Source organism: Serratia sp. (in: enterobacteria), from assembly GCF_052400455.1.
Lineage (GTDB): Bacteria > Pseudomonadota > Gammaproteobacteria > Enterobacterales > Enterobacteriaceae > Serratia > Serratia ureilytica.
The window spans coordinates 1,367,699-1,391,872 of record NZ_CP185812.1; the positions used below are offsets into that span (position 1 = coordinate 1,367,699).

A 24,174-nucleotide genomic window follows, 5' to 3' on the forward strand; every position below is an offset into this window, starting at 1 on the left:
CGGTTACTTGTCGTAGTGGTTGTCGAACTGTTCTTTGGCGAATTCCACCGATTCGAAGTCGGTCATCAGATCGTTAATTACGCGGCGGATGCTGATATAAGCCTCGATATTGCCTTGGGCGTCATACAGCGGTTGCACCGTGGTGTCGACCACGTACAGCACGCCGCCCTTGCCGACGTTCGGGATGATGCCGGTCCAGATGCCGCCCGCCTTGATGGTGTCCCACATTGCTTTGTAAACGGCTTTCGGCACGGAAGGGTGACGCACGATGCTATGGGGCTGGCCCACCAGCTCTTCCCGGGAAAAGCCGGTCAGTTGGCAGAACAGGTCGTTGACGTAGGTGATGGTGCCCTGCAGATCGGTGGTGGAGATCACCATCACTTTATCGAGCGCGGCCAACAGCTGGGCGGAATCGAGGGTCTGACTCATGGTAGGTTCCTTCTCATTAAGTTCGCGGTGAATGCCACGGCGGATGTCATGTATCCGTCACGACAGCTTTGTAATTAATTCTCATTTGCGATGAATGGTAATCGGGAGTTTTATAAGTTGCAATAAAAATGCATCTTTATAAGCGGAAAGGTCATGACGAGGCGGGCAGGGGCGGTGAGGCCCGCGCCGGGTGGGCGGCGGGCCGATCGTGCGGCGTTTAGCGGGGGGCTTCGGCCCAGCCTTTGCGTTTGCTGGTTTTGCCGATGCCGGGGTTGAAGCTGTTGGTCGGATCGGCGGTGCGGTAGAACGCTTGCAGATCCGGTTTGGCGTGGTACAGGTGGCCGACGTTATGCTCCGCCGGGTACTCGGCGCCGCGCCGGTTGAGGATCTCGAGCATCTTTTCTTTCAGTGCATGGCTGTCCACGCCTTTTTTCACCACGTAGTCCTGGTGGAAGACGTGGCACATAAAGTGGCCGTAGTACAGCTTATGCACCAACTGACTGTCGATTTCCGGCGGCAGCGTTTCGAACCAGTCGGTGTCGTTGCGGCGCAGGGCGATGTCCAGCGCCAAAATATCCTCCACCTTGTCGGCGTGCACCGCGTGGTAGCGCACGGCGGCGCCGGCGGCGGCGAAGCGGTGCAGGAAAGCCTTTTTGCCCTCGTCAGGCGTGCAGGCGAAGAAGGCACCTTCGGCCTGGGCGAAATAGTCGGTCAGGTAGCGCTGGGCCTCTTCCACGCCGGGGCCGGCCATCTTCAGCAGCAGATGGTGTTCGAAACGTTCGCGGTATTCCTTCATGCGTTTCGGCAGGTGGCTCGGCGCCAGATGGCTCAGGCTCTGCATCAGCCGATCGGTCAGGTTGTGCGGCAGCAGCGGCAGCTTGTTGAGGCTGGCGTCCATGCGGCCTTTCAGGGTGAAGAAGCGCGGCATCTGATCGGTGCCGAGCTTGTCGATCATCATGAAGGTGTCTTTGCCGTACACCTCGGCGATGTCGAAGATATCGCGGTGCATGTATTCACCGGCCACCGGCAGGTTTTCGAACTGGCTCAGCATGTGGCGGCGCAGTTCGGTCAGCACCGCGGTGTCGTTGGTGCCGATATAGAACACCTGCTCTTTGCCCTCTTTCTCGAAGGTGTCGAGCCGCACCGCGAACACCGCCAGCTTGCCGGCGCAACCGGAGGCTTCGTACAGGCGGCGTTTGTCGGCGTTAAAGCGGGAAGGGGTGTCGGCGTCGACGTCGCGCACCCGGCTGGCGTACTCGTTATCCGAGGCGCGCAGCTCGCCGTATTCGACGTCGCTCGGGCGATAGTCGCCTTTTTCCAGCCGGGTGAGGATCTCTTCCGGCGTGTCGCCAAGCCGGATGCCCAGATGGTTCACCAGGCGCAGCTGGCCGTCTTCTCCTAACTGGGCGTACAGCGCCATTTCGGTATAGGCCGGGCCGCGTTTCACCAGCGAGCCGCCGGAGTTGTTGCACACGCCGCCGATCACCGAGGCGCCGATGCAGGAAGAGCCGATCACCGAATGCGGTTCACGGCCGTAGGGCTTGAGCAATTTCTCGAGGTGGTGCAGGGTGCTGCCGGGGAAGCCGACCACCTGCTTGCCGTTGTCCAGCACCTGAATATGGTCGAGGCGCAGGGTGCTGACGATGACGATATCGCGATCATAGTCGTTGCCGCTGGGGGTTGAGCCCTCGGTCAGGCCGGTGTTGGCGGCCTGCATGATGACGATTTTATCGGCGGCCACGCAGGCCTGCAGAATGCGCCACAGCTGCAGCAGGCTAGTGGGAAACACCACCGCCAGCGCCTGGCCTTCGCCGGAGCGGAACCCTTTGCGATACCGTTCGGTGTTGCGATCGCCGGTCAACAACTGCGGGCCGCCGACGATGTCCTTAAGCTGGTTGAGAAACGCCTGATTGCCTGACTGCATGCTGCCTGTCTCCCTGTCATCCCCGTCGCTTTAACCGCGGCGCCGGAGTGCCGCGCAGTCAGCTAAGAGGCTATCAATTAAATAACTTATCAAGCCATTAGCTTATTAAGCTAATGGCTTGCGGATTTAGTAGCGTTCGGCGTAACCGGCCCGACGCTCTTCGTCGCGCAGCGTCAGGATTTCCACGCCGTCGGCGGTGACCGCTACGGTGTGTTCCCACTGCGCCGACAGTTTTTTGTCGCGTGTCACCACCGTCCAGCCGTCCTTCTTCTGCTTGATGCGGCGGTCGCCCTGGTTGATCATCGGCTCGATGGTGAACACCATGCCTTCCTGCAGCGCCATGCCGCTGCCGGGTTGGCCGTAGTGCAGCACCGCCGGCTCTTCGTGCATGTCGCGGCCGATGCCGTGGCCGCAATACTCCCGCACGATGCTGTAGCCGGCCTGCTCAGCGTGGCGCTGGATGGCGTGGCCGATATCGCCCAGGGTGGCGCCCGGTTTCACCGCGCGAATGCCCTGCCACATCGATTCATAGACGTTGTTCACCAGCCGTTTGGCCAGCGGCGTCACCTGGCCGATGCAGTACATCTTGCTGGAGTCGGCGATGTAGCCGCCGTTTTCCAGCGTGATGTCCACGTTGACAATCATGCCGGAACGCAGGATTTTGCTGGCCGACGGCACCCCGTGGCATACCACGTCGTCTACGGAGGTGTTGAGCACATAGGGGAAATCATACTGCCCCTTGCTGGCCGGGCGCGACTTCAGTTCTTCGACGATAAACGCCTCGGCGCGGTCGTTGATCTCCATGGTTGAGATGCCTTCGACGATGACCTCATCGAGCATAGCAAACACTTTAGCCAGCAGGGCGCCGGAATGGCGCATTTTGGCAATCTCTTCCGGCGTTTTAATCACAATCTGTTTCACCCGACAATCTCCTTCAGCGTCAGCGCATTATCTTTCATCATTTTTTTTACCAGCTGCGGGTAGGTCAGTTCCGGATGGAACTCCGCCAGCATGCCGATCTTGATCCAGTACTCGGCCTGCGCGTTGATCGAACGCGTCATGGTCAGGCTGGCGAGGCGCAGATCGTCATGCAGCGCGTCCGAAATTTTTACGATGCCCATCGGCGTCTCCATAAATGAACGATATACGAAGTGTATACGCTTTGGATGGTCGCGATGTGGCATTCTGTGGCGTAAGAAGATTCTGGCAACAACGATTGCCGCCGCCAGGCAATGCGTTTATTGTGATGAACGACTTTTTTGCCATGATTTTTCAGAAGGATTTAAGGCGTGACTAAACTACGTGTTGGGGTGATTTTTGGCGGTAAATCGGCGGAGCATGAGGTGTCGCTGCAGTCGGCCAAAAACATTGTGGATGCAATCGACAAAGAGAAGTTTGACGTCACGCTGCTGGGGATCGACAAACAGGGGCAGTGGCACATCAACGACGCCTCCAACTACCTGCTCAACGCCGAGAACCCGGCGCTGATCGCGCTGAACCGCTCGAACAAGAACGTGGCGCTGATCCCGGGCCAGGAAAAACAGCAGCTGATCGAAGCGGGCAGCGCCGGCGCGCTGGGCCAGCTCGACGTCATCTTCCCGATCGTGCACGGCACGCTGGGGGAAGACGGCTCGCTGCAGGGGCTGCTGCGCATGGCCAATATGCCGTTCGTCGGCGCCGGCGTGCTCGGCTCGGCGGTCAGCATGGATAAAGACGTGACCAAGCGCCTGCTGCGCGACGCCGGGCTGGCGGTGGCGCCGTTCGTCACCCTGACGCGCGCCAACCGCGCCGGGTTCACGTTTGAGCAACTGAGCGAGCGCCTCGGCCTGCCGCTGTTCGTCAAGCCGGCCAACCAGGGCTCGTCGGTCGGGGTCAGCAAGGTGGAGAACCGCGCCGAGTTTGACGCGGCGGTGGCACTGGCCTTCAGTTTCGATCATAAAGTACTGGTGGAGTCGGCGATCGTCGGCCGCGAGATCGAGTGCGCGGTGCTGGGGAACGACGATCCGCAGGCCAGCGTGTGCGGCGAGATCGTGCTGAGCGACGCTTTCTACTCCTACGACACCAAATACATCAATGAGCAGGGCGCTCAGGTGGTGGTGCCGGCGGCGATCGCGCCGGAAGTGAGCGACCACATCCGTGAGGTGGCGCTGAAGGCGTTCCGCGCGCTGGAGTGCTTCGGGTTGGCGCGGGTGGATGTGTTCCTGACGCCGGATAACCAGGTGGTGATCAACGAGATTAACACGCTGCCGGGCTTCACCAACATCAGCATGTATCCCAAGCTATGGGCCGCCAGCGGCGTCAGCTACCAGGCGCTGATCACGCGCCTGATCGAATTGGCGCTGGAGCGCCACCAGCAGGATCGCGCGCTGAACAGTTCGGTGTTCGATCGCTAAACGCGGCAGGGGGCGGCGGTGCCGCCCTCGTCCATCACTTCACCGTCACGTCGATATCGCCGAAATACTTCTTCGACAGCGCCGTCACCGTGCCTTGTTGTTTCACTTTGGCGATGGCGGCATCCAGTTTCTTCTTCAGCGCCTCATCCCCTTTGCGCAGGCCGAAGGCGATGCCTTCACCGAGGATCTTGTCGTCGCGCACCGCCTCGCCGACGAAGGCGAAGCCTTTGCCGTCCGGCTGTGACAGGAAGCCGCTTTGCCCCGAGGGCGCCATCACCAGCGTGGCGTCGAGCCGACCGGCCGCCAGATCGAGATACACCTGATTCTGATCCTGGTAAGACACCACATCCACGCCCGCCGGCGCCCAATGGGTTTTGGCGTAAATCTCCTGAATCGAGCCTTGCAGCACGCCCACGTGTTTGCCCGCCAGCGCTTTGGCGTCCGGCAGCAGGCCGCTGTCGGCCTTGGCGATCAGGCGGTTCGGCACCTGATAGATGGCGTCGGTAAAGGCGATCGCCTGGCGCCGCTGTTCGGTCACGTTCATCGCCGAGTTGATGGCGTCGAACTTGCGCGCCTGCAGCGCCGGGATCAGGCTGTCGAACGAGGTTTCCACCCAGCTGCATTGCAACTGCGCGGCGGCGCACACCGCGTCGCCCAGTTCAATGTCGAACCCTTCCAGTTTGCCGCTGGCGGATTTGGATTCGAACGGCGGATACAGCGCTTCCAGACCGAAGCGCAGGCTGTTTTCCGCCGCCAGAGAAGAGCCGGCGGCCAGCAGGCATCCGGCGGCGAACAGCGTTTTCAAAGCTTTCATAGGCAGTGCCCCTTTCCCATGGTCGGACAAAAAATTACACCTGGCTCAGGCGGCGCGCGCCTTCCAGCAGGGTCTCGTTATCTTTGGAAAAACTCAGCCGAATAAGGCCGGTATCGGTGCCGTCGCTGTAGAACGCCGACAGCGGGATCGTCGCCACCTTCGCTTCGCGGATCAAGCGCACGGCGAAATCATTGTCGCTTTCGTGACTGAAGCCGCTAAAGCGGGCCAGCATGAAGAAGCTGCCGCGGCTGGGCAGCAGCTCAAAGCGCGAATCCTGCAGGGCGTTGGCCAGCAGATCGCGCTTTTGTTGGTAAAACGCCGCCAGCCCCAGGTAACTCTGCGGGTTGGCGAGCGCGGCGGCGAAGGCGTGCTGCATCGGCGTATCGGCGGAGAACACCATGAACTGGTGCACCTTGCGGATCTCGTCCATCAACGCCGCCGGCGCCAGGCAGTAACCGACGCGCCAGCCGGTGACGTGGTAGGTTTTACCGAACGACGACACGACCACGCTGCGTTCCGCCAACTGCGGGTAGCGCGCCATGCTGTGGTGAATATCGCCGTCGAACACCACATGCTCGTAGACCTCGTCGGACAGGATCACGATGTCGGTGTTGCGGGTCAGGGTGGTCAGGTGGTCGATATCCTGCGCGTCGAACACCGCGCCGGTCGGGTTGTGCGGCGTGTTGACGATGATCATGCGCGTTTTGCCGTTGATGGCGGCGGCCACTTCGTCCCAGTCGACGCGAAAGTCCTGCAGCGACAGTTTGATCGCCACCGGCGTGGCGCCCTGCAGGCGCACGATCGGCGCATAGCTGTCGAACGCCGGTTCGAAATAGATCACCTCGTCGCCGGGATGCACCAGCGCGCTGATCGCCGAGTACAGCCCTTCGCTGGCGCTGGCGATCACCGTGATTTCTTCGTCGGCGTCATAGCGCGCGCCATACAATCGTTCAGCTTTTTCCGCCAGAGCAGCACGTAACGTCGCCACGCCGCTCATCGGCGCGTATTGGTTATGACCTGCGCGCATGGCTTGCGCCGTTGCCTCGATCAGCTGCGGGTCACCGGCGAAGTTGGGCGCGCCCTGCGACAGGTTGAGGGCCTGATGTTCGGCGCTGAGTTGGCCAATAACGGTGAAGATGGAGGTGCCGACGTCCGGCAGCTTCGAGCGGGATGAGCAGGCGCTCTGCATGATGGGCTCCAGGCAAACAGGGAAGTGTTGAGCGATTAAGCATCAGGCGGCGTAGGCGGACAAGGGAAAGTTTGTCATACTTGCCATGCACTACGATCATACCTAATCGAGGCACGCTATGCCGATATCCCTGCCGTCGCTCGACGTATTGAAAACCTTTGTGGTGGTGGCGCAACGCCTCAACTTTACCCATGCCGCCCGGCAGCTGCACCTGACGCAGGGGGCGGTCAGCCGGCAAATTCTCGGGCTGGAACAGCGTCTGGGCTATCCGCTGTTCAGCCGTCAGGCGCGCGGTTTGGCGCTGACGCCGCAGGGCGCGCAGCTGCTGGCGCCGGTACAGCAGGCGCTGGGGCAGTTGGATGAAGCCCTGACGCGGGCCGCCGCTCCGCCGGGGGCGCTGCGCATCAAATGCCCGACCTGCGCCATGCGCTGGGTGCTGCCGCGCATCATTCGCCTGCAAAATGAACGGCCGGACATGCATATCGAGCTGACCGCCTCGGTGTCGCACGGCCTGGATTTCAGTACCGAGCAGTTTGACGCCGCGGTGGTATTCGGCCGGCCGCCGGGTAAAAAGCTGACCGCGCACTTGCTGTTCGATGAAATCCTCACGCCGGTCTGCACGCCGACGTTCCTGCCGCCGGCAGCCCGGTTGACGGACTTGACGGACAAAACCCTGCTGCACCCGACGCGCGATCGGCGCGACTGGCTGCGCTGGCTGAAGGCGGCGGGCGCCGATGTGTTGCCGTCCGGCAAGGCCCAGCATTTCGATACCCTCGATCTGGCGATGAGCGCTGCGCTGCAGGGATTCGGCATCGCCATCGGCGATCTGTGCCTGCTGGAGGAGGATATTCAGGCGCAGCGCATCGTAACGCCGTTCCCGCTCTGCGTCAGCAGCGGCGCGGCCTATTATTTGGTCTATCCTGAACGCACGGTGGCGCCGCCGACGTTAACCGCGCTGATCGATTTTCTGGCGACGGAGGCCGCCGACAGCCGCGCCCGGCTGCAGAATTACCTGCCGATAACCTGTAATGCTTTGTAAACATTAGCGATGCGAATTCCCTTGGCGATGAAACAGAGTGTGGCAAACTGTTTCTTCACTCCGATTAAACTCCGCGGCGTTGGCGGCGGAAACACGCCTGAGATAAAACAAGATGAAATGGCTTTGTGTGGTGAGTATGTTGTCCGGTCTGGCCCTCAGCCCGGTTTTTGCGCAGGAAACGCCGATAACGCAGGGCATTCACGCCCAGCAGCGCGACGCCTTCGTGTCCAATTTGATGAAGCAGATGACGCTGGAAGAGAAGATTGGCCAGCTGCGGCTGATCAGCGTCGGGCCGGATAACCCGAAAGAAGCGATCCGCGAGGGGATCCGCAAAGGGCAGATCGGCGCCATCTTCAATACCGTCACCCGGCCGGATATCCGGGTGATGCAGGATCAGGCGATGCAGCTCAGCCGCCTGAAAATCCCGTTGTTCTTTGCCTATGACGTGGTGCACGGCCAGCGCACCGTGTTCCCGATCAGCCTGGGGCTGGCGGCCAGCTTCGATCTGGAAGCCATCGCGCTCAGCGCCCGGGTCGCGGCGCAAGAGGCCAGCGACGACGGCCTGAACATGACCTTCGCGCCGATGGTCGATATCACCCGCGATCCGCGCTGGGGCCGGGTCTCCGAAGGCTTCGGCGAAGACACCTGGCTGGTCTCGAAAATCGCCAAGGTGATGGTCGACGGTTTCCAGAACGGCGATCCGGCCAAACCCGGCTCGGTGATGGCCAGCGTTAAGCACTTTGCATTGTACGGCGCCGTCGAAGGCGGCCGCGATTACAACACCGTCGACATGAGCCCGCTGCGCATGCATCAGGACTATCTGCCGCCTTACAAAGCGGCGGTGGACGCCGGCAGCGGCGGAGTGATGGTGTCGCTCAACTCGGTGAACGGCGTGCCGGCCACCGCCAACCCGTGGCTGCTGAAAGATCTGCTGCGCGAGCAGTGGGGTTTTAAAGGCATCACCATCAGCGACCACGGCGCGATTAAGGAACTGATTAAGCACGGCGTGGCCGCCGACGCGCGCGACGCGGTGCGCCTGGCGATCACCTCCGGCGTCGACATGAGCATGAGCGACGAGTTCTACGACAAATACCTGCCGGGTCTGGTGAAGGACGGACTGGTGTCTGAAAGCGATATCGACCGCGCCTGCCGCGACGTGCTGAACACCAAATACGACATGGGGCTGTTCACCAATCCTTACGTGCATCTGGGCCCGGCGGGTTCCGATCCGCAGGACACCAACGCCGAAAGCCGTCTGCACCGCGCCGAAGCGCGGGTGGTGGCGCGCAAGACGATGGTGCTGCTGAAGAACGATAAGCAGACGCTGCCGCTGAGCAAGCAGGCGACCATCGCGCTGGTCGGGCCGATGGCCGACAGCCAGCGCGACGTGATGGGCAGTTGGTCGGCCGCCGGGGTGGTCAAGCAGTCGGTCACCCTGCGCGAGGGGCTGGAGCGGGCGGTGGGCGACAAGGCGCGCATTCTGTACGCCAAGGGCGCCAACGTTACGCAGGATAAAGGCATCATCGACTATCTGAACGAGTATGAGCCGGCGGTGGCGTTCGATACCCGTTCGCCGCAGCAGATGATCGACGAAGCGGTGCAGGCGGCGAACAAGGCCGATGTGGTGGTGGCGGTGGTGGGGGAATCGCAGGGCATGGCGCACGAGGCCTCCAGCCGCGCCGACATCACGATCCCGCAGAGCCAACGCGATCTGATCGCCGCGCTGAAAGCCACCGGCAAGCCGCTGGTGCTGGTGCTGATGAACGGCCGCCCGCTGGCATTGAGCTGGGAGAGCGAGCAGGCGGACGCGATGCTGGAAATCTGGTACAGCGGCACCGAGGGCGGCAACGCGGTGGCGGACGTGCTGTTCGGCGATTACAACCCGTCGGGCAAGCTGCCGATGACCTTCCCGCGCTCGGTCGGCCAGATCCCGATGTACTATAACCACCTGAACACCGGCCGGCCGTTCGGCAAGGAGAACCCGGGCAAGTACACCTCGCGCTACTTCGATTCGCCGAACGGCCCGCTGTATCCGTTTGGTTACGGTTTGAGCTACACCACCTTCAGCCTGTCGGATCTGAAGTTATCCAGCCCGACGATGGCGCGCAACGGCAAGTTAACCGCCAGCGTCACGCTGAAGAATACCGGCAAGTACGACGGCGCCACGGTGGTGCAGCTGTATCTGCAGGACGTCACCGCGTCGGTCAGCCGCCCGGTGAAAGAGCTGCGCAACTTCAAGAAAGTGACGCTGAAGGCCGGTCAGTCGCAGCAGGTTGAGCTGCCGATTAGCGAAGACGATCTGAAGTTCTACAACGCCAGCCTGAAGTGGGGGGCGGAGCCGGGCAAATTCAACGTGTTCGTCGGCCTGGATTCCGACAACGTGCAGGCGCAAAGCTTTACGCTGAAGTAACCTTTTCCCCCTCTTTCACTGCGGTGGGAGAGGGGGCATCCATCCCTTTCCGCTAACGTCACCGGAGCTTGCCTCATGAAACGCTATCTGGACTGCAGCGCCAGCGATCTGGCCGATATCGGCAAAGCCGATCTGCTCTACGCCATCCGCGCCAGCGAAGGGCGCATCTTGGTCAGCGAAACCATCGCGGTCACTCAGCCGCTGCTCAATAACGTCACCAACGCCGAACTGGCGGCCAGCCAGGGCGCCGACCTGCTGTTGTTGAACCTGTTCGACGTCGATCGTCCGCATATCGCGGGCCTGCCCGCCGACGTGCCGCCGCAGGAGGCGCTGCGCACGCTGCAGCGCCTGACCGGGCGGGTGATCGGGGTGAACCTGGAGGCCGTCGATCCGGCTTTCGCCAGCGAACATAACGACTTTTGGCAGATGACGGCGGGCCGCGCCGCCACCGCCGAGAATGCGCGCAAGCTGTATCAGCTCGGCGCGCGCATGCTGGTGCTGACCGGCAACCCGAACAACGGCGTCAGCAATCAGGCGATCGCCGCCGCGCTGAAAGCGATCCGCGATGAAGTGGGCGACGAGATGGTGCTGGTGACCGGCAAAATGCACGGCGCCGGCATTGTGCGCGAAAGCGGCAGCCAACTGATCGGCGAGCAGGACATCGCGCTGTTCGTGGAGAACGGTGCGGACATCGTGCTGCTGCCGGCGCCGGGCACCATTCCCGGCATGTCGCAGGAGAAAGTGGCGGCGCTGATCGCTTTTGCCCAGCGGCAGGGGGCGCTGGCGATGACGGCGATCGGCACCTCGCAAGAGGGGGCCGACGTGCAGACCGTGCGGCAGATTGCGCTGATGAGCAAAATGGCCGGCGCGGACCTGCACCATATCGGCGATACCGGCTTTCTGGGGCTGGCGCTGCCGGAAAACATCTTCGCCTACAGCGTGGCGATTCGCGGCGTGCGCCACACCTACAGCCGCATGGCGCGTTCAATTAACCGCTGAAATGGCTGCCGCTTGCGGGCTTTTCTTCCGATAGGCAACACTCGCAACGCATAGCCTAATAACGCCGGCAGACAAAGGTCGGGCTTTGAAGCGTACTGACCACATACAGGTTGCCGAGTACGTGTTCGATGGCGACATGGTAGGAGATTCGGGGATCTTCCGACTGCAAAAAGGTCGCCCAAAGGGGGGCGGGAACCGTATCTCCGGCATGTTTACGGTCGGCGGCGAATCGCAGCGTGTACCCATCGCCGCCGCCATCCTCTTCAGCCGCCTCATCGCCGGGGGTGTCATACACATAGTGAAGTTCGCGGTTCAGCACATAGGTCTTTTCTTGTCGCTCGATAAAGCCATTGAGTCTGATAAAGCCAGTGCCGTTGTGGTAGAGGAAAAAATACATCTTTGCTTTTAAAACCGCGGCGGGCTCCATGGCTGGGCCATAGCGGTTGCGCGCGGTGATCTCCGCTTCGCAACGCAGTAAGGTTTTAGGATGGTGCGACAGCTGGGCGACCTGGCTTGCCAGGGGCGCCATCAGCAATAACAAGCCGACGATAAAGCGTGTTTTTTTGTTCATGGCGTCATACCGTCGGTGTTTTTGATCGTGCGGCACCGGCCATATTGACCGGGTTGCGCCAGATTGCAGATGGCGATGAAGGTGACCTGAAAAGGAAGATTGGGGTTGGCGATTTTGGTGTAGAACAGATCGGCGGGCGTTGTGCCGCAGTCGGTCGCTTCAGCTTTCAATGCAGCGGCAATTTGCGCTTGCGTTTCACGCCGGTCGTTCAGCGCGGCGGTTTCCAACGTAAAAACGTTGCACTGCTCATGGCGATAAAAAAAATCGACCCTGGCGTTTTTGAACGCGTGAACCGGCCGGTTGAACCACAATAAAGCGCAGACGAGGCTAAAGCACGCAATCATCATCAATGCTGCGGCAAGGGGCGCTTTATTTGCCTGGCAGATATTCCCACGCCGTTTTAACAGTGCGCCGGCCCGGGTCAACAGGGTGGGAATAACCGCTTTTTGGTTTTCCGGTGAGCGCATGTTTTCGCATGAGGTAATTTCCGCTTCAAGAATGAACCCCAGTTTGGGGATGGTAATAATGATTTGCGGATCCAGCGCCAGCGATTCAAACGCTTTTCTTATCTCACTGATGCAACCATTCAGATTATTGTTTGAACCCACAAAACCATTATCTTCCCAGACCCGCTGCATCAAATGCCTGCGGGTGAGCATCTCTTTATGATGGGTAACCAACTCTAACAACAAGCGGGTGGCAGGGTTAGATAACGGCATAAAAGATTCCCGTTCATTGATGATGAACAATGCGCGTTCGGCAGGTGAGAAAATAATCATCTGATTAATGACGTATTCCATAATGTGCTGCTTGCCCTTATAGCGACGGCGAAATTTAGCGAGGACAGAGTCATCTATTATTTTTCACCCGTCAAGATGATGGCGATTTTTTCATGTTGTGAAATTTTTGGCGAAAGTTCAAACGTACGGATGTCGCCAGTTTTATAATATTAGGTTTTCTTTGTTTTAGTTTTTAATTCTTTATTTTTATTATTTTTAGGAATTAAAAACTGTTTTTATGGTTAAATTTAATACATATATCTTGATTTTGGCTGCGGCGATACTATGGATCTCGCTGGGGAATGCGACAGGATTTTGCCGGTAATCCACGTTTAAATTGCGGGCTTTCTTTGCTTGAAGCCTGAATGGCCAAGAGGAAAAGGTATGTTTAAAAGAAACTGGACGCTTTTACGCTACAGGCGAAAGCTTTTTGAAGCTATTCAATCTGTCGGGATTGTGATGGCGATAGTTACCGGGCTGGTGTTGCTGACAGGCATTTCTTTTATTGCAATTGAAAAATGGCTTAGCCTTTTCTGATGATTTTTCAGATAGATATTTTGGGATGAAATTATTATGTCTATTCCATGTTTAAAGTTCATGGTGATGGTCTATGTCAGCGTATTGCTTTTGTTGGGTGGCTATATTTATCACTATGATATGAACTATTTCTCGCTGACGTTTCCATATTCTCTTGTGATTGGGATTGTCCTGTTTGCTTTATTGGGCGTCGGCGGCGCGCTCCTTTTTTTGCGAAAAGCGTGGGGGATGACCCCCGCGTGTTTTTTCTTTGCGCTGGGCGCGGTGATATTGCTGCTGCCCCTTTTTTATTCTCGTGCCGAGTGGGGCGTGCTTACCGTCGGGCGAATGGCCTGCCTGTTTGGCAGTTGGATTATTTACTTTATCCTATTGCAATATCGGGTCATGCAACACGTGCGTATTGCGTTTATCTATACGCTGGTATTAGCCGCAGCCGTGGGAGGCATTTGGCTTTTTTCCTCCCCGGCCGAGGCGGCGGCGGGCTATGCCGGCAGCGGGGGGCGTTGGCCGGATGCCGCGAGCAGTTTATTGGCGAGCGGATTATTGGCGGGATGGGGTCTGACGGTGTTGCCTCGGTTCCGCATGTTGCGCCGAGATAACGAGCGATGGCGTATTTTACTCTTGCTGCCGCTCTTGATCGGTTTATCCGCCGCGCTGGGCTGGGGGGCATCGCAGACCGTTTGTCTCAGCGTGCTATTGGGTGCCGCGCTGTTGACCCTGATGTTTGTGCGCAGATACCCGCTGCATTGCGTGCTCGCGCTGCTGATGACGGCATTGGGATTCTGCCTGGCGATATTGGCGGATGAATTGAACGCCGGCGTTCGTTTGTCGAATGCCGCGCCGTGCTGCGATACGCTGCTTGACTCGCTGGCGCTGGTGGTAGAGCGGCCCTGGTTGGGATGGGGCTATGGCCGATTCGAGCATGGCTTTGAGCATTTACAGGCCCATGCGCTGCCCGCGGTGGCGCGGGCAGGCGCAGCGCGGCAACCCTATAATGAGCTCCTGCTGTGGTGAATAGAAGGCGGCGTCGTTGCGTTGGCGGGCATGCTGTGCCTGCTGGCGGGCGTGGCGGCGCTGGTGCACCAAACATGGCGACGGGAGCGCATCGCCGCCCGCTTGCACAGCCCGGCCGCCGGGGAAGAGGCCGCGTTGGCGACGAGCGGCATTCCCTTGCTGCTGTGCGCGCAGTTTTCCTACCCGTTCGGGCTGTCGCTCATCCAATGGGCGGTTTTGACGCTGCTGCTCGTTACGTTGGATGGGCGCAGCAGGCTCAATGCCGGCCGGTTTTGCCGGTTTGTTTTCGCGCGGAGGGAAACGGCGTGAACACGGTCATCAATATCGCCTTCCTGGATATCGACTGCTTTTTTGTCGCCGGGGCGTATCGGGCGTTGAGCGACTATTTTAGTGAACGTGGCATCGAGGCGCGCTGCAGCGAGCCGATGAATGCCGACCTTGTGTTCCAGGCGATCGCCAAAGGCGACATGGCGCGTTTTTGCCATCCTCCCCATGCTCCTCACGCCCTTTATCTCGCCGTTTACGATCTCAGAGAAGCCCGCATTCGCGCCATTTCGGGGTGCCTGAGGGAAGCGGGCAGGGTGTACCGCAATGAAGGCGTCGCAAAGCTGTTGCACACGGTAGCGCGGGTGATAAAAGGCCGAACCGGCGGCGCCTGCGGTTTTTCTTGTTGCGCCTGGTGCCAGCCGTTGCCATTGACGCCGCAGGAAAAACAAGTGATGCGTTACCTGAGTTGGGAAATGACGCCGACCGCCATTGCCCGTCGGCTTCGGGTCAGCATCAAGACGGTGAGCACGCATAAACGGGCGGTGATGAGAAAGATGCATTTTCAGCGCGATGCGGAGCTTTACCGCTGGTTGCGTCTGGGGGAGTTCGGTCAGGGAAATGGCGATAGCCACGTCGTCTGAGCGATGGCATGGCAGGTCCGGGCCTGGCGGCCCGGAGCGACTTACCAAAACAGCGGCGTGGTGCTTTCGGCAAGAAACGCCAGCAGCGTTTCATTGACCGCCGCCGGATTTTCCTTGTTGCTGATATGCCCGGCGTTGGGGATCAGCACATGTCGGCAGCCGAGAAGATCCGCCATGCGCTGGCCTTCCGCCGGCGGGCGCGGCTTATCCTGCGCGCCGGTGATGACGATGCTGGCGGCGGTGATGTGTTCCAGCAGCGCCAGCTTGTCGGGGCGGCCGAAGATCATCCGGCCCAGCGGCACGATGCTTTCGCGCAGGCGCTCGGCGGGCAGGCTTTGCAGATGGGCCAGCAACGGCTGCGACAGCGCAGCGGGCACTTCGTCGGAATAGAACTGCGCGGCGATATATTCCAGCAGCGGCGACGTGATGGCGCCGGCCTGTTCCACGGCGGCCAGCATGCCCATATAGCGCTGCCGCGCCTCTGGAGTTTCGTCGCCCAGGTAGCTGTCCAGCAGCGCCAGCACTTTCACCCGCTCCGGTGCCAGCGCCGCCAGTTCGGCGCCCCACATGCCGCCGACGGACAGGCCGACGATGCCGAACTCTTCAATATCCAAATGATCCATCAGCGCCAAATGATCGGCGGCGATATCCGACAGGCTGTTTCGCCCGGGTGGCAGCGCCGGTGAATCGCCGTGGCCCCAGAGATCCGGTACGATCAGGCGGTAGCGTTTAGCCAGCGCTTCTAACTGCGGCGCCCACATATTCAGATCGAACAGATAGCTGTGGCCCAGCAGCAATGGAAAGCCTGAACCTACGTCGAGATAATGCAGGGATTTGCCCATCGTTGGCATCTTATCGGTTCCTTATATAAAAAGAGTCCCGGCTGCTTATATCACACTCATATTCAACCCACGGTATTAATTTACCTTAAATTACTCAGGTGGAGGCTTATTTTTAATTATCCATTGCTAACAAGACGTCAATAAAAGGTGACATTAAGGATAATATTCTGGTCGATGCCGGAGCCTTGGTTTATGCTGGCGCTCCTTTCGGTATGGAATAGATAAACAGGGAGTCGCGATGAAAAGACTTTTCAGACTATTAATTATTTTGCTTGTCATTTTGCTGCTGGCGGCGGTGCTGTGGTGGTTCTTCGGGCGCGGCAATCCGAATGCGCTGTGGCAGATAGTCAGCCAACAGTGCGTGCCCAATCAGCAGCAGAACCACGATCCTGCGCCCTGCTTAAAGGTGGATTTAACCGAGGGATATGTGCTGTTTAAGGACAGCAAGGGCCCTTACCACGATCTGGTGATGCCGACCGAAAAGGTCAGCGGCATCGAGAGCCCGATATTGCAAGCGGATCGAACGCCGCCTTATTTCGCCCAGGCCTGGAATAACCGCGAACATATATCCAGCGAGCTGGGTAAACCGTTAAAAGACGCATGGGTTTCTCTGGCGGTCAATTCGAAATATGGCCGCTCTCAAAATCAGTTGCATATTCACGTTGCCTGCTTGCGCCAGGATGTCTATAACGCGCTGGGGGAACAGGCTGAGCAATTAGATCAACAGTGGCGGCCGCTGGCGGTGAAATTGGTCGGCCATCAATATCTGGCCAGAAAATTGGCGGGCACCGATTTAACCCAGGAAGATCCTTTCCGCTTGTTGCAAAACTACGTGGTCGAGCAGGGCGACAGCATCGGCAATTACGGCCTGGCGCTGGCGGTCAGCCCGCAGGGCGAGATGCTGCTGTTGGCAAACCGTTTGAAGTTGACCGATCTCAACCTGGGGTCGGCCGGTGAAATTCAGGACTACCGGTGCGAGGTCGCGGGGAACTGAGTTTTTCTTATCGCTCCCCGTCGTTGGGGAGCGTACGCCGTGCGATACAAACTAACCAAATGTATTAAATCGCTTTTATTTTATTCTCCCTCCTCTGCTTGATCCTGTTCTCATGTTCGATCTACTATTTGTTTGCACAAGCAAATAAATAATCGAGAGTAACCCGACATGTCACAACCACGTAAACTTCCTGCTGCACTGGGCATCCATCTGGATGTGACCAATCGCCTGTGGCGCACGGCGATGGACCAGTCGGTGAAAATGACCAATCTGACGCGCCCGCATTGGCTGGCGCTGAGTGCGATTGCCGATCTGGGGGATGGCTGCACGTTGAAAGACGTTTCGCAGCATTTGAACGCCGAAGTCTCGACGATGTCGCGCGCGCTGCTGTTTCTGGAAAAAAATCGGCTTATCGCCCGCGATGCTCTGTCCGAAGATAAGCGCGCCAAAGGGGTGAGAATGACCGAGGCCGGGCAGGAGATGCTGGCGCAGTTGGATCATTCCAGCCAGCAAGCGCGGGAAAAACTGCTCAACGGCATTTCGGCCAACGATCTGGAGGCTTTTTACCGCGTATTGTTTGGCATCAAGCATAACGCGATAGCGATGCTCGAACAGGAAAATCTGTTGCCGGACGAGTTTGCTCTTCTGGCGGAGGAGCGAGCGGGTGCGATGAAGCCGGAAGGTGAAGCGTGAACGGCCGCTGGCGGAGAGCACAACAGCTGTGCGTTATCGCGTTGGGGATCTTCTCCTGCTCGGTCTTCGCCAGCCAGAATGACCAACAGGTCATCGCACGGGGAAAATATCTGGCTACCGCCGCAGATTGCGCGGCTTGTCACCGCGGCAGCAGTCAACAGGACGCCCCCTATGTCGGCGGTTATGCCATCGCGTCGCCGATGGGCGACATCATCGCCAGCAATATCACGCCCGCCAAAGGAACCGGCATTGGCGACTACAGTGAACAAGAGTTTCGCCGCGCGTTAACGCAGGGCATTCGGCGGGACGGCCAACCCTTGTATCCCGCCATGCCTTATACCGCTTATCGGGGGCTGAGTGATGACGATCTGCACGCGCTGTATCGCTATTTTATGGCCGGTGTCGCACCGGTCGATCGTGCGGTGCCTGAGACCCAACTGACGTTCCCTTTTTCCTGGCGTTATGCGATCCACGGCTGGAACTGGCTGTTTCTGAAAAAGACGCCCGTCGATGCAGACGAGAGGAAGGCGCGTGGCCGCTATCTGGTGGATGTGTTGGGGCATTGCTCGGCGTGTCACAGCCCGCGTAACGGGATGATGGCGGAACGCGGCGATCGCTATCTGGCAGGAGGAGAAGCCGGCGGTTGGATCGCGCCGAATATCACCTCGGATCCCGTGAGCGGCATCGGCGGCTGGAGCCAGAAAGAATTGGTGCAGTATCTGCGTACCGGCCGCAATGACAAAGCTCAGGCTGCCGGCGGCATGGCGGAGGCGGTGGAGCATAGCCTGCGTTTCCTGAGTGACGACGACCTCGGCGCCATCGCCGATTGGCTTAAACAAACGCCGCCGATCGTCACCGTACAAGGAACGAAAGCGGCCTATCAATATCAGGGGGGCGGTAAAGGCCGTGCCGCCGGACAGGCGCTGTATGCCGTTTCCTGCGCCAGCTGCCATCGTCTGGGCGGCGAGGGGGCTTATGACGGCCATTTCCCTTCTTTGACGCACAACACCACCGTAGGCAGCGAACGGGCCAATAACCTGATCATGGTGATGCTGTATGGCGTGCAGCGTCAGGGGGAGACGCTGCAGACCTGGATGCCGGGTTTCGCCGATAGTCTGGATGACCGGCAACTGGCTGAATTGGGCAATTACGTATTGCAGCAATTCGGCAATCCGGCGGTCAGGATAACGCCGGAGCAAGTGGCTCTGCAGCGGGCGGGCGGTGAAAAACCGCTGTTGATTACGTCATTGCCTTATGTGTTCTGGGGCGGCGTATTGCTGGTATTGATCGTCATTGGGGCGTGGGTGAAACGTCGGGTGAAGCATTGATCCAAGAGAGGATGGCATGAAGTTCAATCTGAACGGCCAGGCGGTCGAATTTAACGGCGAGCCGGATACGCCGCTGCTGTGGGTGATCCGAGAACATTTTAAATTAACCGGCACCAAGTTCGGCTGCGGTATCGGCGCCTGTGGCGCTTGTACGGTACATGTCGACGGTAAGGCTGTGCGTTCATGCTGTTATCCGCTGCAATTGGTGCGCGATCGGCAGGTGACCACCATCGAAGGGCTGTCCATCGATCGCCGTCATCCGGTGCAGCAGGCCTGGATTGCGGAGGACGTGCCGCAGTGCGGCTACTGCCAATCAGGCATGATCATGGCGGTCAGCGCGCTGCTGGCGGAACACCCGAGGCCGGACGATCGGCAGATAGATACGGGCCTGACCAATCTGTGCCGCTGCGCCACTTACCACCGTATCCGTGCGGCGGTGCACCGCGCCGCCGACAAGGGAGAACCCTGAGTATGGCGATCACCCGCAGAACCTTGATAAAAGGCAGCGCGTTGGCAGTGGCCGCCATGCTGCTGCCGATATCGACGCGCAGCCTGGCGGCCGTGGTTTCACAAGACGTGGCGCCACCGGACAGTCAGCATGAATTGAACGATTGGATCTGGATCGACCGCGATGGGCGCATCGTCATCGGCGTGTCGCAATGTGAGGTTGGGCAGGGGATTTACACCGGCCTGGCCGAAGTGGTGGCGGCGGAGATGGATGCCGATTGGGCGCAGGTGACGGTGAAATTCGTCACCGGCCGTGACGCTTACCGTCAGGTTGCCGGGGGCGAGGCTTTCGCGCAGTTTGTCGCCGCCTCAACCTCCATGACCAAATTTTATCAGCGTGCCCGGCTGGCCGGCGCACAGGCGAGAGATTTCTTTCTGCGGGCCGGCGCAAAACATTTCGCGCTTTCACCATCGCAGTGCCGCACGGAGAAAGGCTGGGTGCTTGAGAAAGACGGGAAGCGCAAGGTCGCCTATGGCGATTTGGTGCGCTATGCCGCCGAACTGCCGTTGGATCCGCAGCCTGCTTTAAAGAGTGAGGCGCAAGAGCGAGAGAGTGTCATTGGCAAGCCGCTGTTGCGGGTCGATACGCCGGAGAAAGTGGATGGCAGTGCGATTTACGGTATTGATATCGACTTGCCGGAGATGCTGATCGGCGTTCCCTGGATGGTGCCCGACCTTAGCGGAAAGCTGGTCGCCGTGCGTAATGAACGACAGATTCGGGCCATGCCGGGCGTGGTGGATCTGGTGTTGACCCGGCAGTGGTCGATGAACAACATGGTCGGATTGGATCATGATATGTCGCTCAATACGGTGATCGTGGTGGCGGCGAGCTACTGGCAGGCCAAAAAGGCGGCTGATTTGCTGGAGGTCGACTGGCTGCCGGGCGCAGGAAAAGCGCTGACCGATAGCGCGATTGCGGCGGAGAATCTGGCGATGTTGGATGGCGATACACTGGTGCCGGCGGTCGATCGCGGCGAGGCGTCGGCGTTGATTCGTGGCGTTGAACAAGGTTCGCGCTTGCATGAGGCGCGTTACAGCGCACCTTATGTGGCGCACGCCACCCTGGAGCCTTGCAATGCCACCAGCCATTACGGCGAGGGCCGTATCGAAACCTGGGGCCCCTTCCAGGGGCAGGACATGGTGCGCAACGTTCTGGCGAAAATGTTCGGGCTGAAGCCGACGGATGTGGTGGTGAATACGACCTATCTGGGGGGCAGCTTTGGGCGCAAATATCTGCCGGATGCCGTGATGCATGCTACCGCCGCCTCCCGGGCGGTGGGGAAACCGGTCAAAGTGATCTATCCGCGCGAGATCGACATGCGGCATGAATACTATCGTCCGGCCTGCATCAGCCATTATCGGGCGCTGTTGGATGAAAACGGCTACCCGCAGGCGCTGTGGGCGCGCTATGCCGGGCAGTCGCTCTTCTGGCAAATGCGGCGCGAAACGGTCAACGAGGCCGGGGGATGGGATGAAAGTATGGTGGAGTGCGTTTACAGCACGCCGTATCGCATCCCACACCTGAAGGTGGAGGCCGGCATCGTCGAACAGCCTATTTCCCTGAGCTATCTTCGCGGTGTCGGCAGCGTCGCCAGTCTGTTCTTTTTGGAAAGCTTTATCAGCGAACTCAGCCATAAGGCCAACCGGGACGAATATTCGTATCGGCGGCATCTGTTGCAGGGCAGCCCGGAAGCGTTGCGCGTCCTGGACGCCACCGCAGCGGCGGCGGGGTGGCAGCATGAGCCGCCGTCGGGCGTTTCTCGCGGTATGGCGTGCAATATTTGGGTCGGCCGCAATAATGCTTTCACCACCTACGTCGGTTTGGTGGTTGAAATCGCCATTCAGGAGGGGCGACTGCGGGTGCTGCGCGCGGTATGTGCGATTGACTGTGGCAAGGTGATAAACCCGAACCTGGTGCGCGCCAACGTAGAGGGCGGCATCGGCTTTGCGCTGACCACCTGTCTGCACAGCGAGCTGCATTTTGAACGGGGCGGCGTGGTGGAAGGGAATTTCGATCGCTATCCGCTGCTCGCGATCGCCGAAATGCCCAAGGTGGAGGTCGTGATACTCGACAGCGCGCGTGCGCCGCAGGGATGCGGGGAAGTGTCGACTGCGGTGGTCGCCCCGGCGATGGCCAGCGCGCTGCATAAGGCCACCGGCAAAACCTATCGTACTATGCCGTTCCCACGCGAGTTCTCGTCGGTGTAACGGCCCGCCGGCTCGATCAGCCGGCGGCTGCCGTGCGGTCAGAGTTTTTTCAGCAGTTCCAGCAATTGCGCTTCGCTTTTCTCCGCCAATCCGTCGATCGCCAGCTTGATGATGTCGGAGCGGGTGATACGCACGATGCCGCTGCGCGCCGCCTGCACGATCACTTCATCGATAGCCTCAATGTGGTTGTCCGTCAGGCTGACGGAGATCGCCTTATAAGTGCGCTTGCGGCCGGCCGGTTTGGTTTCCGGCGCGGGCGCCGCGACCGGCAGTGTGTGTGAGGTGGCGCTGTTGATGAATTCGTCTTCCGACATCCGGTGGGTGGGGGTGCGTTTCTTCACAGGATCACCTCTTTCACCAGGCATTCAATTTCGGTCTGCGCCTTTTCATTATTCGCCTCGTGCACGGTGATGGCTTCACCCCAGGCGTCGCGGTAAATCTTGCGGTCGCACAGGCGATTGCTCACCAGGGTGAACTCCGGGTATTCACTCAGCACCTGCGCCGCTTCGTTGGCTTCATTAATGAAGATATTGGTCGGGCACATGTTCAATACGATGTAGCCTTTGACCTTCTCGTTGTATTCCTGCGCGGTGGAGAACATCTCCGACAGATAGCCGATGGTGTCGAGATCCATCTGCGAAGGGCGCAGCGGCGATAGGAACAGATCGGCGGCCAGCAGGCCGGAGCGCAGTTCGGCGCTGTCGCGGCCGGCGGTATCGACGATCACGTAGTCGTAATGGCGATCGAGCTCCAGCAGCGTTTCCTTGATTTTACCCGACGCGGCCACCACCGGAATGTGCGGCAGCCCCTCGACGTTCTGACGGTCGTTGTACCAGGTCATGATCGATTTCTGGTCGTCGGCATCGACGATGATCGCCGTCTTGCCTTGCTTAAGAATCAGATACCCGGCGATATTCACTGCTTTCGTCGATTTGCCGACGCCGCCTTTTTGCGAGCCAATCAGAACAATCATGCTGCCATCTCTCAAGTTATTAAGCGGGTAACTTATTAAGTTAATGTGCTTATTAGGTTGATAATCAAACAGGTTAACAAGAACAACTCGCGAACAATATGCACCAACTGCGGCGGCTTGCCAAGCCAGTATGTTGTTAACTGCGCAGCTTATTTTGCGGTGAATGGACCGGATGGGTAAGTAGGAATTCTCTGGGAAGTGGCGGAACGGAAGAGTTTTTTGTTAATTTAACAGCTTAATAAGTTAGTGGCTCATTAAGCTGTCGATGGCGTTACTTCTTCATCATTGCCTTCAGGTTGGCGAACGGGTTGTGGGTGGCGACGCCGATATCTTTTTGCGCATCTTCACCGGCCACCACCGTCGAACCGTATTGATCGGCCTCGGTGTATTTCGAGTGTTCGTGGTCGTGGCAATACAGACACAACATTTCCCAGTTGCTGCCGTCTTCCGGGTTGTTGCTGTGATCGTGATCGATGTGGTGCACCGTCAGCTCGCGCAGGTTGGAATAAACGAATTCGCGCGAGCAGCGCCCGCACACCCAGGGGAACAGTTTCAGCGCTTTTTCGCGGTAGCCGGTTTCCAGCTTCGCATAGTTTTTGGGGATATAGGCCATGGTGGTCGTCCGTCGTGAATCACTATGCGGCCAATAATACCACACTGCGTGCGGCTACAACGTGCGGCTCATCCTGCCGCTAGCGAAACGTCTCCACCGCCCAGTCGATAAACGCCCGCAGCTTGCCGCTGAGGTGGCGGTTGGACGGGTAGACCACGTACATCTGCTCCGGCGGCGGCTGCCAGTCGTGCAGCAGGCTGACCAGCTCACCGCTGTCGAGGTGCGGCTGCGCCATAAAGCGATAGGTCTGGATGATGCCCAACCCGGCCAGGCTCGCCGCCAGCAGCGCGTTGCCTTCGTTGATGCTGACCGGATAGCGTTGCTGGATGGCGATCTCTTTGCCGCGCTCGACATAGCGTTGCGGATGGATGCGGTCGTTGACCGGATGGCGATAGTGCACCATCGGGAAACCCTGCTCCAGATCGCACGGGTGGCGCGGCGTGCCGTGGCGCGCCAGGTAGGCCGGGGTGGCGCAGCTCACCCAGTCCAGATCGAACAGGCGGCGGGCGATCAGGCTGGAATCGGCCAGCGGACCGCTGCGGATCACGCAGTCAGCGCTGTCGCTGATCAAATCGATAACGCGATCGCCGATGCTGAGATCGATCTGGATTTGCGGGTAGCGTTCCAAAAAGCCGGGCAGCGCCGGCAACAGCAGTTGGCGGGCGGTGCCGCTGCCGGTATCGATGCGCAGCACGCCCTGCGGAGAATTCTGCGACTCGGTCAGACAGCCCTCCATCTGCTCCAAATCCGCCAGCCATTTCACCGTATTCTGGTAATAGCATTCGCCTTCGCGGGTGACCGACACGCTGCGGGTGGTGCGCTGGAACAGTTTGGTCTGCAGGTGATCCTCCAGATTTTGGATCAGCTTGGTGACCGTCGCTTTCGGCATGCCCAGCGAATCGGCGGCGCGGGTAAAGCCGCCGGTTTCCACGACGCGGTTAAATACCCGGATAGCGAGCAAATGATGGTCCATAGGTTCTCAACGCCATGCCCCGGCGGTGGCCGGGGCA

General features: G+C 59.4%; 26 protein-coding genes. 13 read left to right on the forward strand and 13 right to left on the reverse strand.

All coding sequences use genetic code 11. The annotated features are described in order from the left end of the window. Positions 1-3 precede the first annotated feature (3 nt). The 4 genes from ACORQT_RS06540 to ACORQT_RS06555 all read right to left on the reverse strand — a co-directional run bounded on the left by ACORQT_RS06540 (position 4) and on the right by ACORQT_RS06555 (position 3,474). The gene (locus ACORQT_RS06540; RefSeq protein WP_023447580.1) at positions 4-429 is read right to left on the reverse strand and encodes a PAS domain-containing protein; all 426 of its coding nucleotides are present in this window, start codon (positions 427-429) and stop codon (positions 4-6) included. A 217-nt stretch (positions 430-646) separates the two neighbouring features. Beyond that, on the reverse strand, positions 647-2,353 hold the full coding sequence (dld, locus tag ACORQT_RS06545) for a D-lactate dehydrogenase (RefSeq protein ID WP_164057420.1): 1,707 nt from the start codon (positions 2,351-2,353) through the stop codon (positions 647-649). A gap of 126 nt (positions 2,354-2,479) precedes the next feature. After that, the gene (gene map, locus ACORQT_RS06550) at positions 2,480-3,274 is read right to left on the reverse strand and encodes a type I methionyl aminopeptidase (protein ID WP_033642282.1); all 795 of its coding nucleotides are present in this window, start codon (positions 3,272-3,274) and stop codon (positions 2,480-2,482) included. After that, a complete protein-coding gene (locus tag ACORQT_RS06555; RefSeq protein ID WP_006324220.1) occupies positions 3,271-3,474 on the reverse strand; it encodes a ParD-like family protein in 204 nt (67 codons plus the stop codon). The genes map and ACORQT_RS06555 overlap by 4 nt, the downstream gene beginning before the upstream one ends. A gap of 168 nt (positions 3,475-3,642) precedes the next feature. Between ACORQT_RS06555 and ddlA the strand changes: the two genes are divergently transcribed. Further along, positions 3,643-4,746 (forward strand): D-alanine--D-alanine ligase, encoded by a 1,104-nt coding sequence (gene ddlA, locus ACORQT_RS06560; RefSeq protein ID WP_015377061.1) that lies wholly within the window; start codon positions 3,643-3,645, stop codon positions 4,744-4,746. Positions 4,747-4,780: 34 nt separating this feature from the next. Here the strand turns inward: ddlA and ACORQT_RS06565 are convergent, their stop codons facing one another. Further along, positions 4,781-5,560 (reverse strand): ABC transporter substrate-binding protein, encoded by a 780-nt coding sequence (locus ACORQT_RS06565; RefSeq protein ID WP_033633826.1) that lies wholly within the window; start codon positions 5,558-5,560, stop codon positions 4,781-4,783. A gap of 34 nt (positions 5,561-5,594) precedes the next feature. Next, complete coding sequence (locus ACORQT_RS06570; RefSeq protein ID WP_444859342.1) at positions 5,595-6,749, reverse strand: methionine aminotransferase; 1,155 nt, start codon at positions 6,747-6,749, stop codon at positions 5,595-5,597. A 118-nt stretch (positions 6,750-6,867) separates the two neighbouring features. Between ACORQT_RS06570 and ACORQT_RS06575 the strand changes: the two genes are divergently transcribed. From ACORQT_RS06575 to ACORQT_RS06585, 3 genes are all read left to right on the forward strand, one after another. Then, positions 6,868-7,788 carry a LysR substrate-binding domain-containing protein gene (locus ACORQT_RS06575; RefSeq protein ID WP_164057418.1) on the forward strand — a complete coding sequence of 307 codons (921 nt, stop codon included), beginning with the start codon at positions 6,868-6,870 and terminating at the stop codon, positions 7,786-7,788. A gap of 112 nt (positions 7,789-7,900) precedes the next feature. Further along, positions 7,901-10,198, forward strand: coding sequence for a beta-glucosidase BglX (bglX, locus tag ACORQT_RS06580; protein WP_164057417.1), 2,298 nt, complete (start codon positions 7,901-7,903; stop codon positions 10,196-10,198). Between the two features lie 75 nt (positions 10,199-10,273). Then, positions 10,274-11,197, forward strand: coding sequence for a DUF7916 family protein (locus ACORQT_RS06585; protein WP_069100130.1), 924 nt, complete (start codon positions 10,274-10,276; stop codon positions 11,195-11,197). 55 nt (positions 11,198-11,252) lie between these two features. Here ACORQT_RS06585 and ACORQT_RS06590 read toward each other — a convergent pair whose 3' ends face one another. Further along, on the reverse strand, positions 11,253-11,768 hold the full coding sequence (locus ACORQT_RS06590; protein WP_047025645.1) for a hypothetical protein: 516 nt from the start codon (positions 11,766-11,768) through the stop codon (positions 11,253-11,255). Continuing rightward, positions 11,765-12,568 carry a winged helix-turn-helix domain-containing protein gene (locus ACORQT_RS06595; protein WP_164057416.1) on the reverse strand — a complete coding sequence of 268 codons (804 nt, stop codon included), beginning with the start codon at positions 12,566-12,568 and terminating at the stop codon, positions 11,765-11,767. Before ACORQT_RS06595 ends, ACORQT_RS06590 begins: the two co-directional genes overlap by 4 nt. Positions 12,569-12,931: 363 nt before the next feature. On the opposite strand from ACORQT_RS06595, the gene ACORQT_RS06600 reads away from it, so the two are divergent. The 4 genes from ACORQT_RS06600 to ACORQT_RS06615 are packed head-to-tail and all read left to right on the forward strand — an operon-like array spanning position 12,932 to position 15,006. Next, positions 12,932-13,084 (forward strand): hypothetical protein, encoded by a 153-nt coding sequence (locus tag ACORQT_RS06600; protein WP_154219866.1) that lies wholly within the window; start codon positions 12,932-12,934, stop codon positions 13,082-13,084. A gap of 36 nt (positions 13,085-13,120) precedes the next feature. Next, entirely contained in the window at positions 13,121-14,098 is a 978-nt protein-coding gene (locus tag ACORQT_RS06605) for a hypothetical protein (RefSeq protein WP_444859343.1), read from the forward strand. Positions 14,099-14,119: 21 nt separating this feature from the next. Further along, the gene (locus ACORQT_RS06610) at positions 14,120-14,407 is read left to right on the forward strand and encodes a hypothetical protein (protein ID WP_444859344.1); all 288 of its coding nucleotides are present in this window, start codon (positions 14,120-14,122) and stop codon (positions 14,405-14,407) included. Beyond that, positions 14,404-15,006: a helix-turn-helix transcriptional regulator gene (locus tag ACORQT_RS06615; RefSeq protein WP_047572241.1), complete on the forward strand. Its 603-nt coding sequence runs from the start codon at positions 14,404-14,406 to the stop codon at positions 15,004-15,006. The genes ACORQT_RS06610 and ACORQT_RS06615 overlap by 4 nt, the downstream gene beginning before the upstream one ends. A 41-nt stretch (positions 15,007-15,047) precedes the next feature. Here ACORQT_RS06615 and ACORQT_RS06620 read toward each other — a convergent pair whose 3' ends face one another. After that, on the reverse strand, positions 15,048-15,848 hold the full coding sequence (locus ACORQT_RS06620) for an alpha/beta fold hydrolase (RefSeq protein WP_164057440.1): 801 nt from the start codon (positions 15,846-15,848) through the stop codon (positions 15,048-15,050). Between the two features lie 238 nt (positions 15,849-16,086). Here ACORQT_RS06620 and ACORQT_RS06625 point away from each other — a divergent pair, with 238 nt between their 5' ends. From ACORQT_RS06625 to ACORQT_RS06645, 5 genes are all read left to right on the forward strand, one after another. Further along, complete coding sequence (locus ACORQT_RS06625) at positions 16,087-16,842, forward strand: CDP-diacylglycerol diphosphatase (RefSeq protein ID WP_033642291.1); 756 nt, start codon at positions 16,087-16,089, stop codon at positions 16,840-16,842. Positions 16,843-17,010: 168 nt separating this feature from the next. Further along, positions 17,011-17,535: a MarR family winged helix-turn-helix transcriptional regulator gene (locus ACORQT_RS06630; protein WP_080350166.1), complete on the forward strand. Its 525-nt coding sequence runs from the start codon at positions 17,011-17,013 to the stop codon at positions 17,533-17,535. Continuing rightward, positions 17,532-18,863 (forward strand): c-type cytochrome, encoded by a 1,332-nt coding sequence (locus ACORQT_RS06635; protein WP_089191336.1) that lies wholly within the window; start codon positions 17,532-17,534, stop codon positions 18,861-18,863. The genes ACORQT_RS06630 and ACORQT_RS06635 overlap by 4 nt, the downstream gene beginning before the upstream one ends. Positions 18,864-18,879: 16 nt before the next feature. Then, on the forward strand, positions 18,880-19,332 hold the full coding sequence (locus tag ACORQT_RS06640) for a (2Fe-2S)-binding protein (protein ID WP_033642292.1): 453 nt from the start codon (positions 18,880-18,882) through the stop codon (positions 19,330-19,332). 2 nt (positions 19,333-19,334) lie between these two features. After that, entirely contained in the window at positions 19,335-21,578 is a 2,244-nt protein-coding gene (locus ACORQT_RS06645) for a xanthine dehydrogenase family protein molybdopterin-binding subunit (protein ID WP_197850103.1), read from the forward strand. A 38-nt stretch (positions 21,579-21,616) separates the two neighbouring features. Here ACORQT_RS06645 and ACORQT_RS06650 read toward each other — a convergent pair whose 3' ends face one another. The 4 genes from ACORQT_RS06650 to ACORQT_RS06665 form a co-directional block, all read right to left on the reverse strand. Then, a complete protein-coding gene (locus ACORQT_RS06650; protein ID WP_164057413.1) occupies positions 21,617-21,919 on the reverse strand; it encodes a hypothetical protein in 303 nt (100 codons plus the stop codon). Then, the gene (locus ACORQT_RS06655) at positions 21,916-22,551 is read right to left on the reverse strand and encodes an AAA family ATPase (RefSeq protein ID WP_016928620.1); all 636 of its coding nucleotides are present in this window, start codon (positions 22,549-22,551) and stop codon (positions 21,916-21,918) included. The genes ACORQT_RS06650 and ACORQT_RS06655 overlap by 4 nt, the downstream gene beginning before the upstream one ends. Positions 22,552-22,822: 271 nt before the next feature. Next, positions 22,823-23,164 carry an HNH nuclease YajD gene (yajD, locus tag ACORQT_RS06660; protein ID WP_004939576.1) on the reverse strand — a complete coding sequence of 114 codons (342 nt, stop codon included), beginning with the start codon at positions 23,162-23,164 and terminating at the stop codon, positions 22,823-22,825. A gap of 79 nt (positions 23,165-23,243) precedes the next feature. Further along, a complete protein-coding gene (locus ACORQT_RS06665) occupies positions 23,244-24,137 on the reverse strand; it encodes a LysR family transcriptional regulator (RefSeq protein WP_164057412.1) in 894 nt (297 codons plus the stop codon). Positions 24,138-24,174 lie beyond the last annotated feature (37 nt).

Coding starts and splice junctions, on each gene's coding strand:
- ACORQT_RS06540 (WP_023447580.1), bottom strand. CDS start 429: ATGAGTCAGACCCTCGATTCCGCCCAGCTGTTGGCCGCGCTCGATAAA.
- dld (WP_164057420.1), bottom strand. CDS start 2,353: ATGCAGTCAGGCAATCAGGCGTTTCTCAACCAGCTTAAGGACATCGTC.
- ACORQT_RS06555 (WP_006324220.1), bottom strand. CDS start 3,474: ATGGGCATCGTAAAAATTTCGGACGCGCTGCATGACGATCTGCGCCTC.
- ACORQT_RS06565 (WP_033633826.1), bottom strand. CDS start 5,560: ATGAAAGCTTTGAAAACGCTGTTCGCCGCCGGATGCCTGCTGGCCGCC.
- ACORQT_RS06570 (WP_444859342.1), bottom strand. CDS start 6,749: ATGCAGAGCGCCTGCTCATCCCGCTCGAAGCTGCCGGACGTCGGCACC.
- ACORQT_RS06575 (WP_164057418.1), top strand. CDS start 6,868: ATGCCGATATCCCTGCCGTCGCTCGACGTATTGAAAACCTTTGTGGTG.
- bglX (WP_164057417.1), top strand. CDS start 7,901: ATGAAATGGCTTTGTGTGGTGAGTATGTTGTCCGGTCTGGCCCTCAGC.
- ACORQT_RS06585 (WP_069100130.1), top strand. CDS start 10,274: ATGAAACGCTATCTGGACTGCAGCGCCAGCGATCTGGCCGATATCGGC.
- ACORQT_RS06590 (WP_047025645.1), bottom strand. CDS start 11,768: ATGAACAAAAAAACACGCTTTATCGTCGGCTTGTTATTGCTGATGGCG.
- ACORQT_RS06595 (WP_164057416.1), bottom strand. CDS start 12,568: ATGGAATACGTCATTAATCAGATGATTATTTTCTCACCTGCCGAACGC.
- ACORQT_RS06600 (WP_154219866.1), top strand. CDS start 12,932: ATGTTTAAAAGAAACTGGACGCTTTTACGCTACAGGCGAAAGCTTTTT.
- ACORQT_RS06605 (WP_444859343.1), top strand. CDS start 13,121: ATGTCTATTCCATGTTTAAAGTTCATGGTGATGGTCTATGTCAGCGTA.
- ACORQT_RS06620 (WP_164057440.1), bottom strand. CDS start 15,848: ATGGGCAAATCCCTGCATTATCTCGACGTAGGTTCAGGCTTTCCATTG.
- ACORQT_RS06625 (WP_033642291.1), top strand. CDS start 16,087: ATGAAAAGACTTTTCAGACTATTAATTATTTTGCTTGTCATTTTGCTG.
- ACORQT_RS06630 (WP_080350166.1), top strand. CDS start 17,011: ATGTCACAACCACGTAAACTTCCTGCTGCACTGGGCATCCATCTGGAT.
- ACORQT_RS06640 (WP_033642292.1), top strand. CDS start 18,880: ATGAAGTTCAATCTGAACGGCCAGGCGGTCGAATTTAACGGCGAGCCG.
- ACORQT_RS06645 (WP_197850103.1), top strand. CDS start 19,335: ATGGCGATCACCCGCAGAACCTTGATAAAAGGCAGCGCGTTGGCAGTG.
- ACORQT_RS06655 (WP_016928620.1), bottom strand. CDS start 22,551: ATGATTGTTCTGATTGGCTCGCAAAAAGGCGGCGTCGGCAAATCGACG.
- yajD (WP_004939576.1), bottom strand. CDS start 23,164: ATGGCCTATATCCCCAAAAACTATGCGAAGCTGGAAACCGGCTACCGC.
- ACORQT_RS06665 (WP_164057412.1), bottom strand. CDS start 24,137: ATGGACCATCATTTGCTCGCTATCCGGGTATTTAACCGCGTCGTGGAA.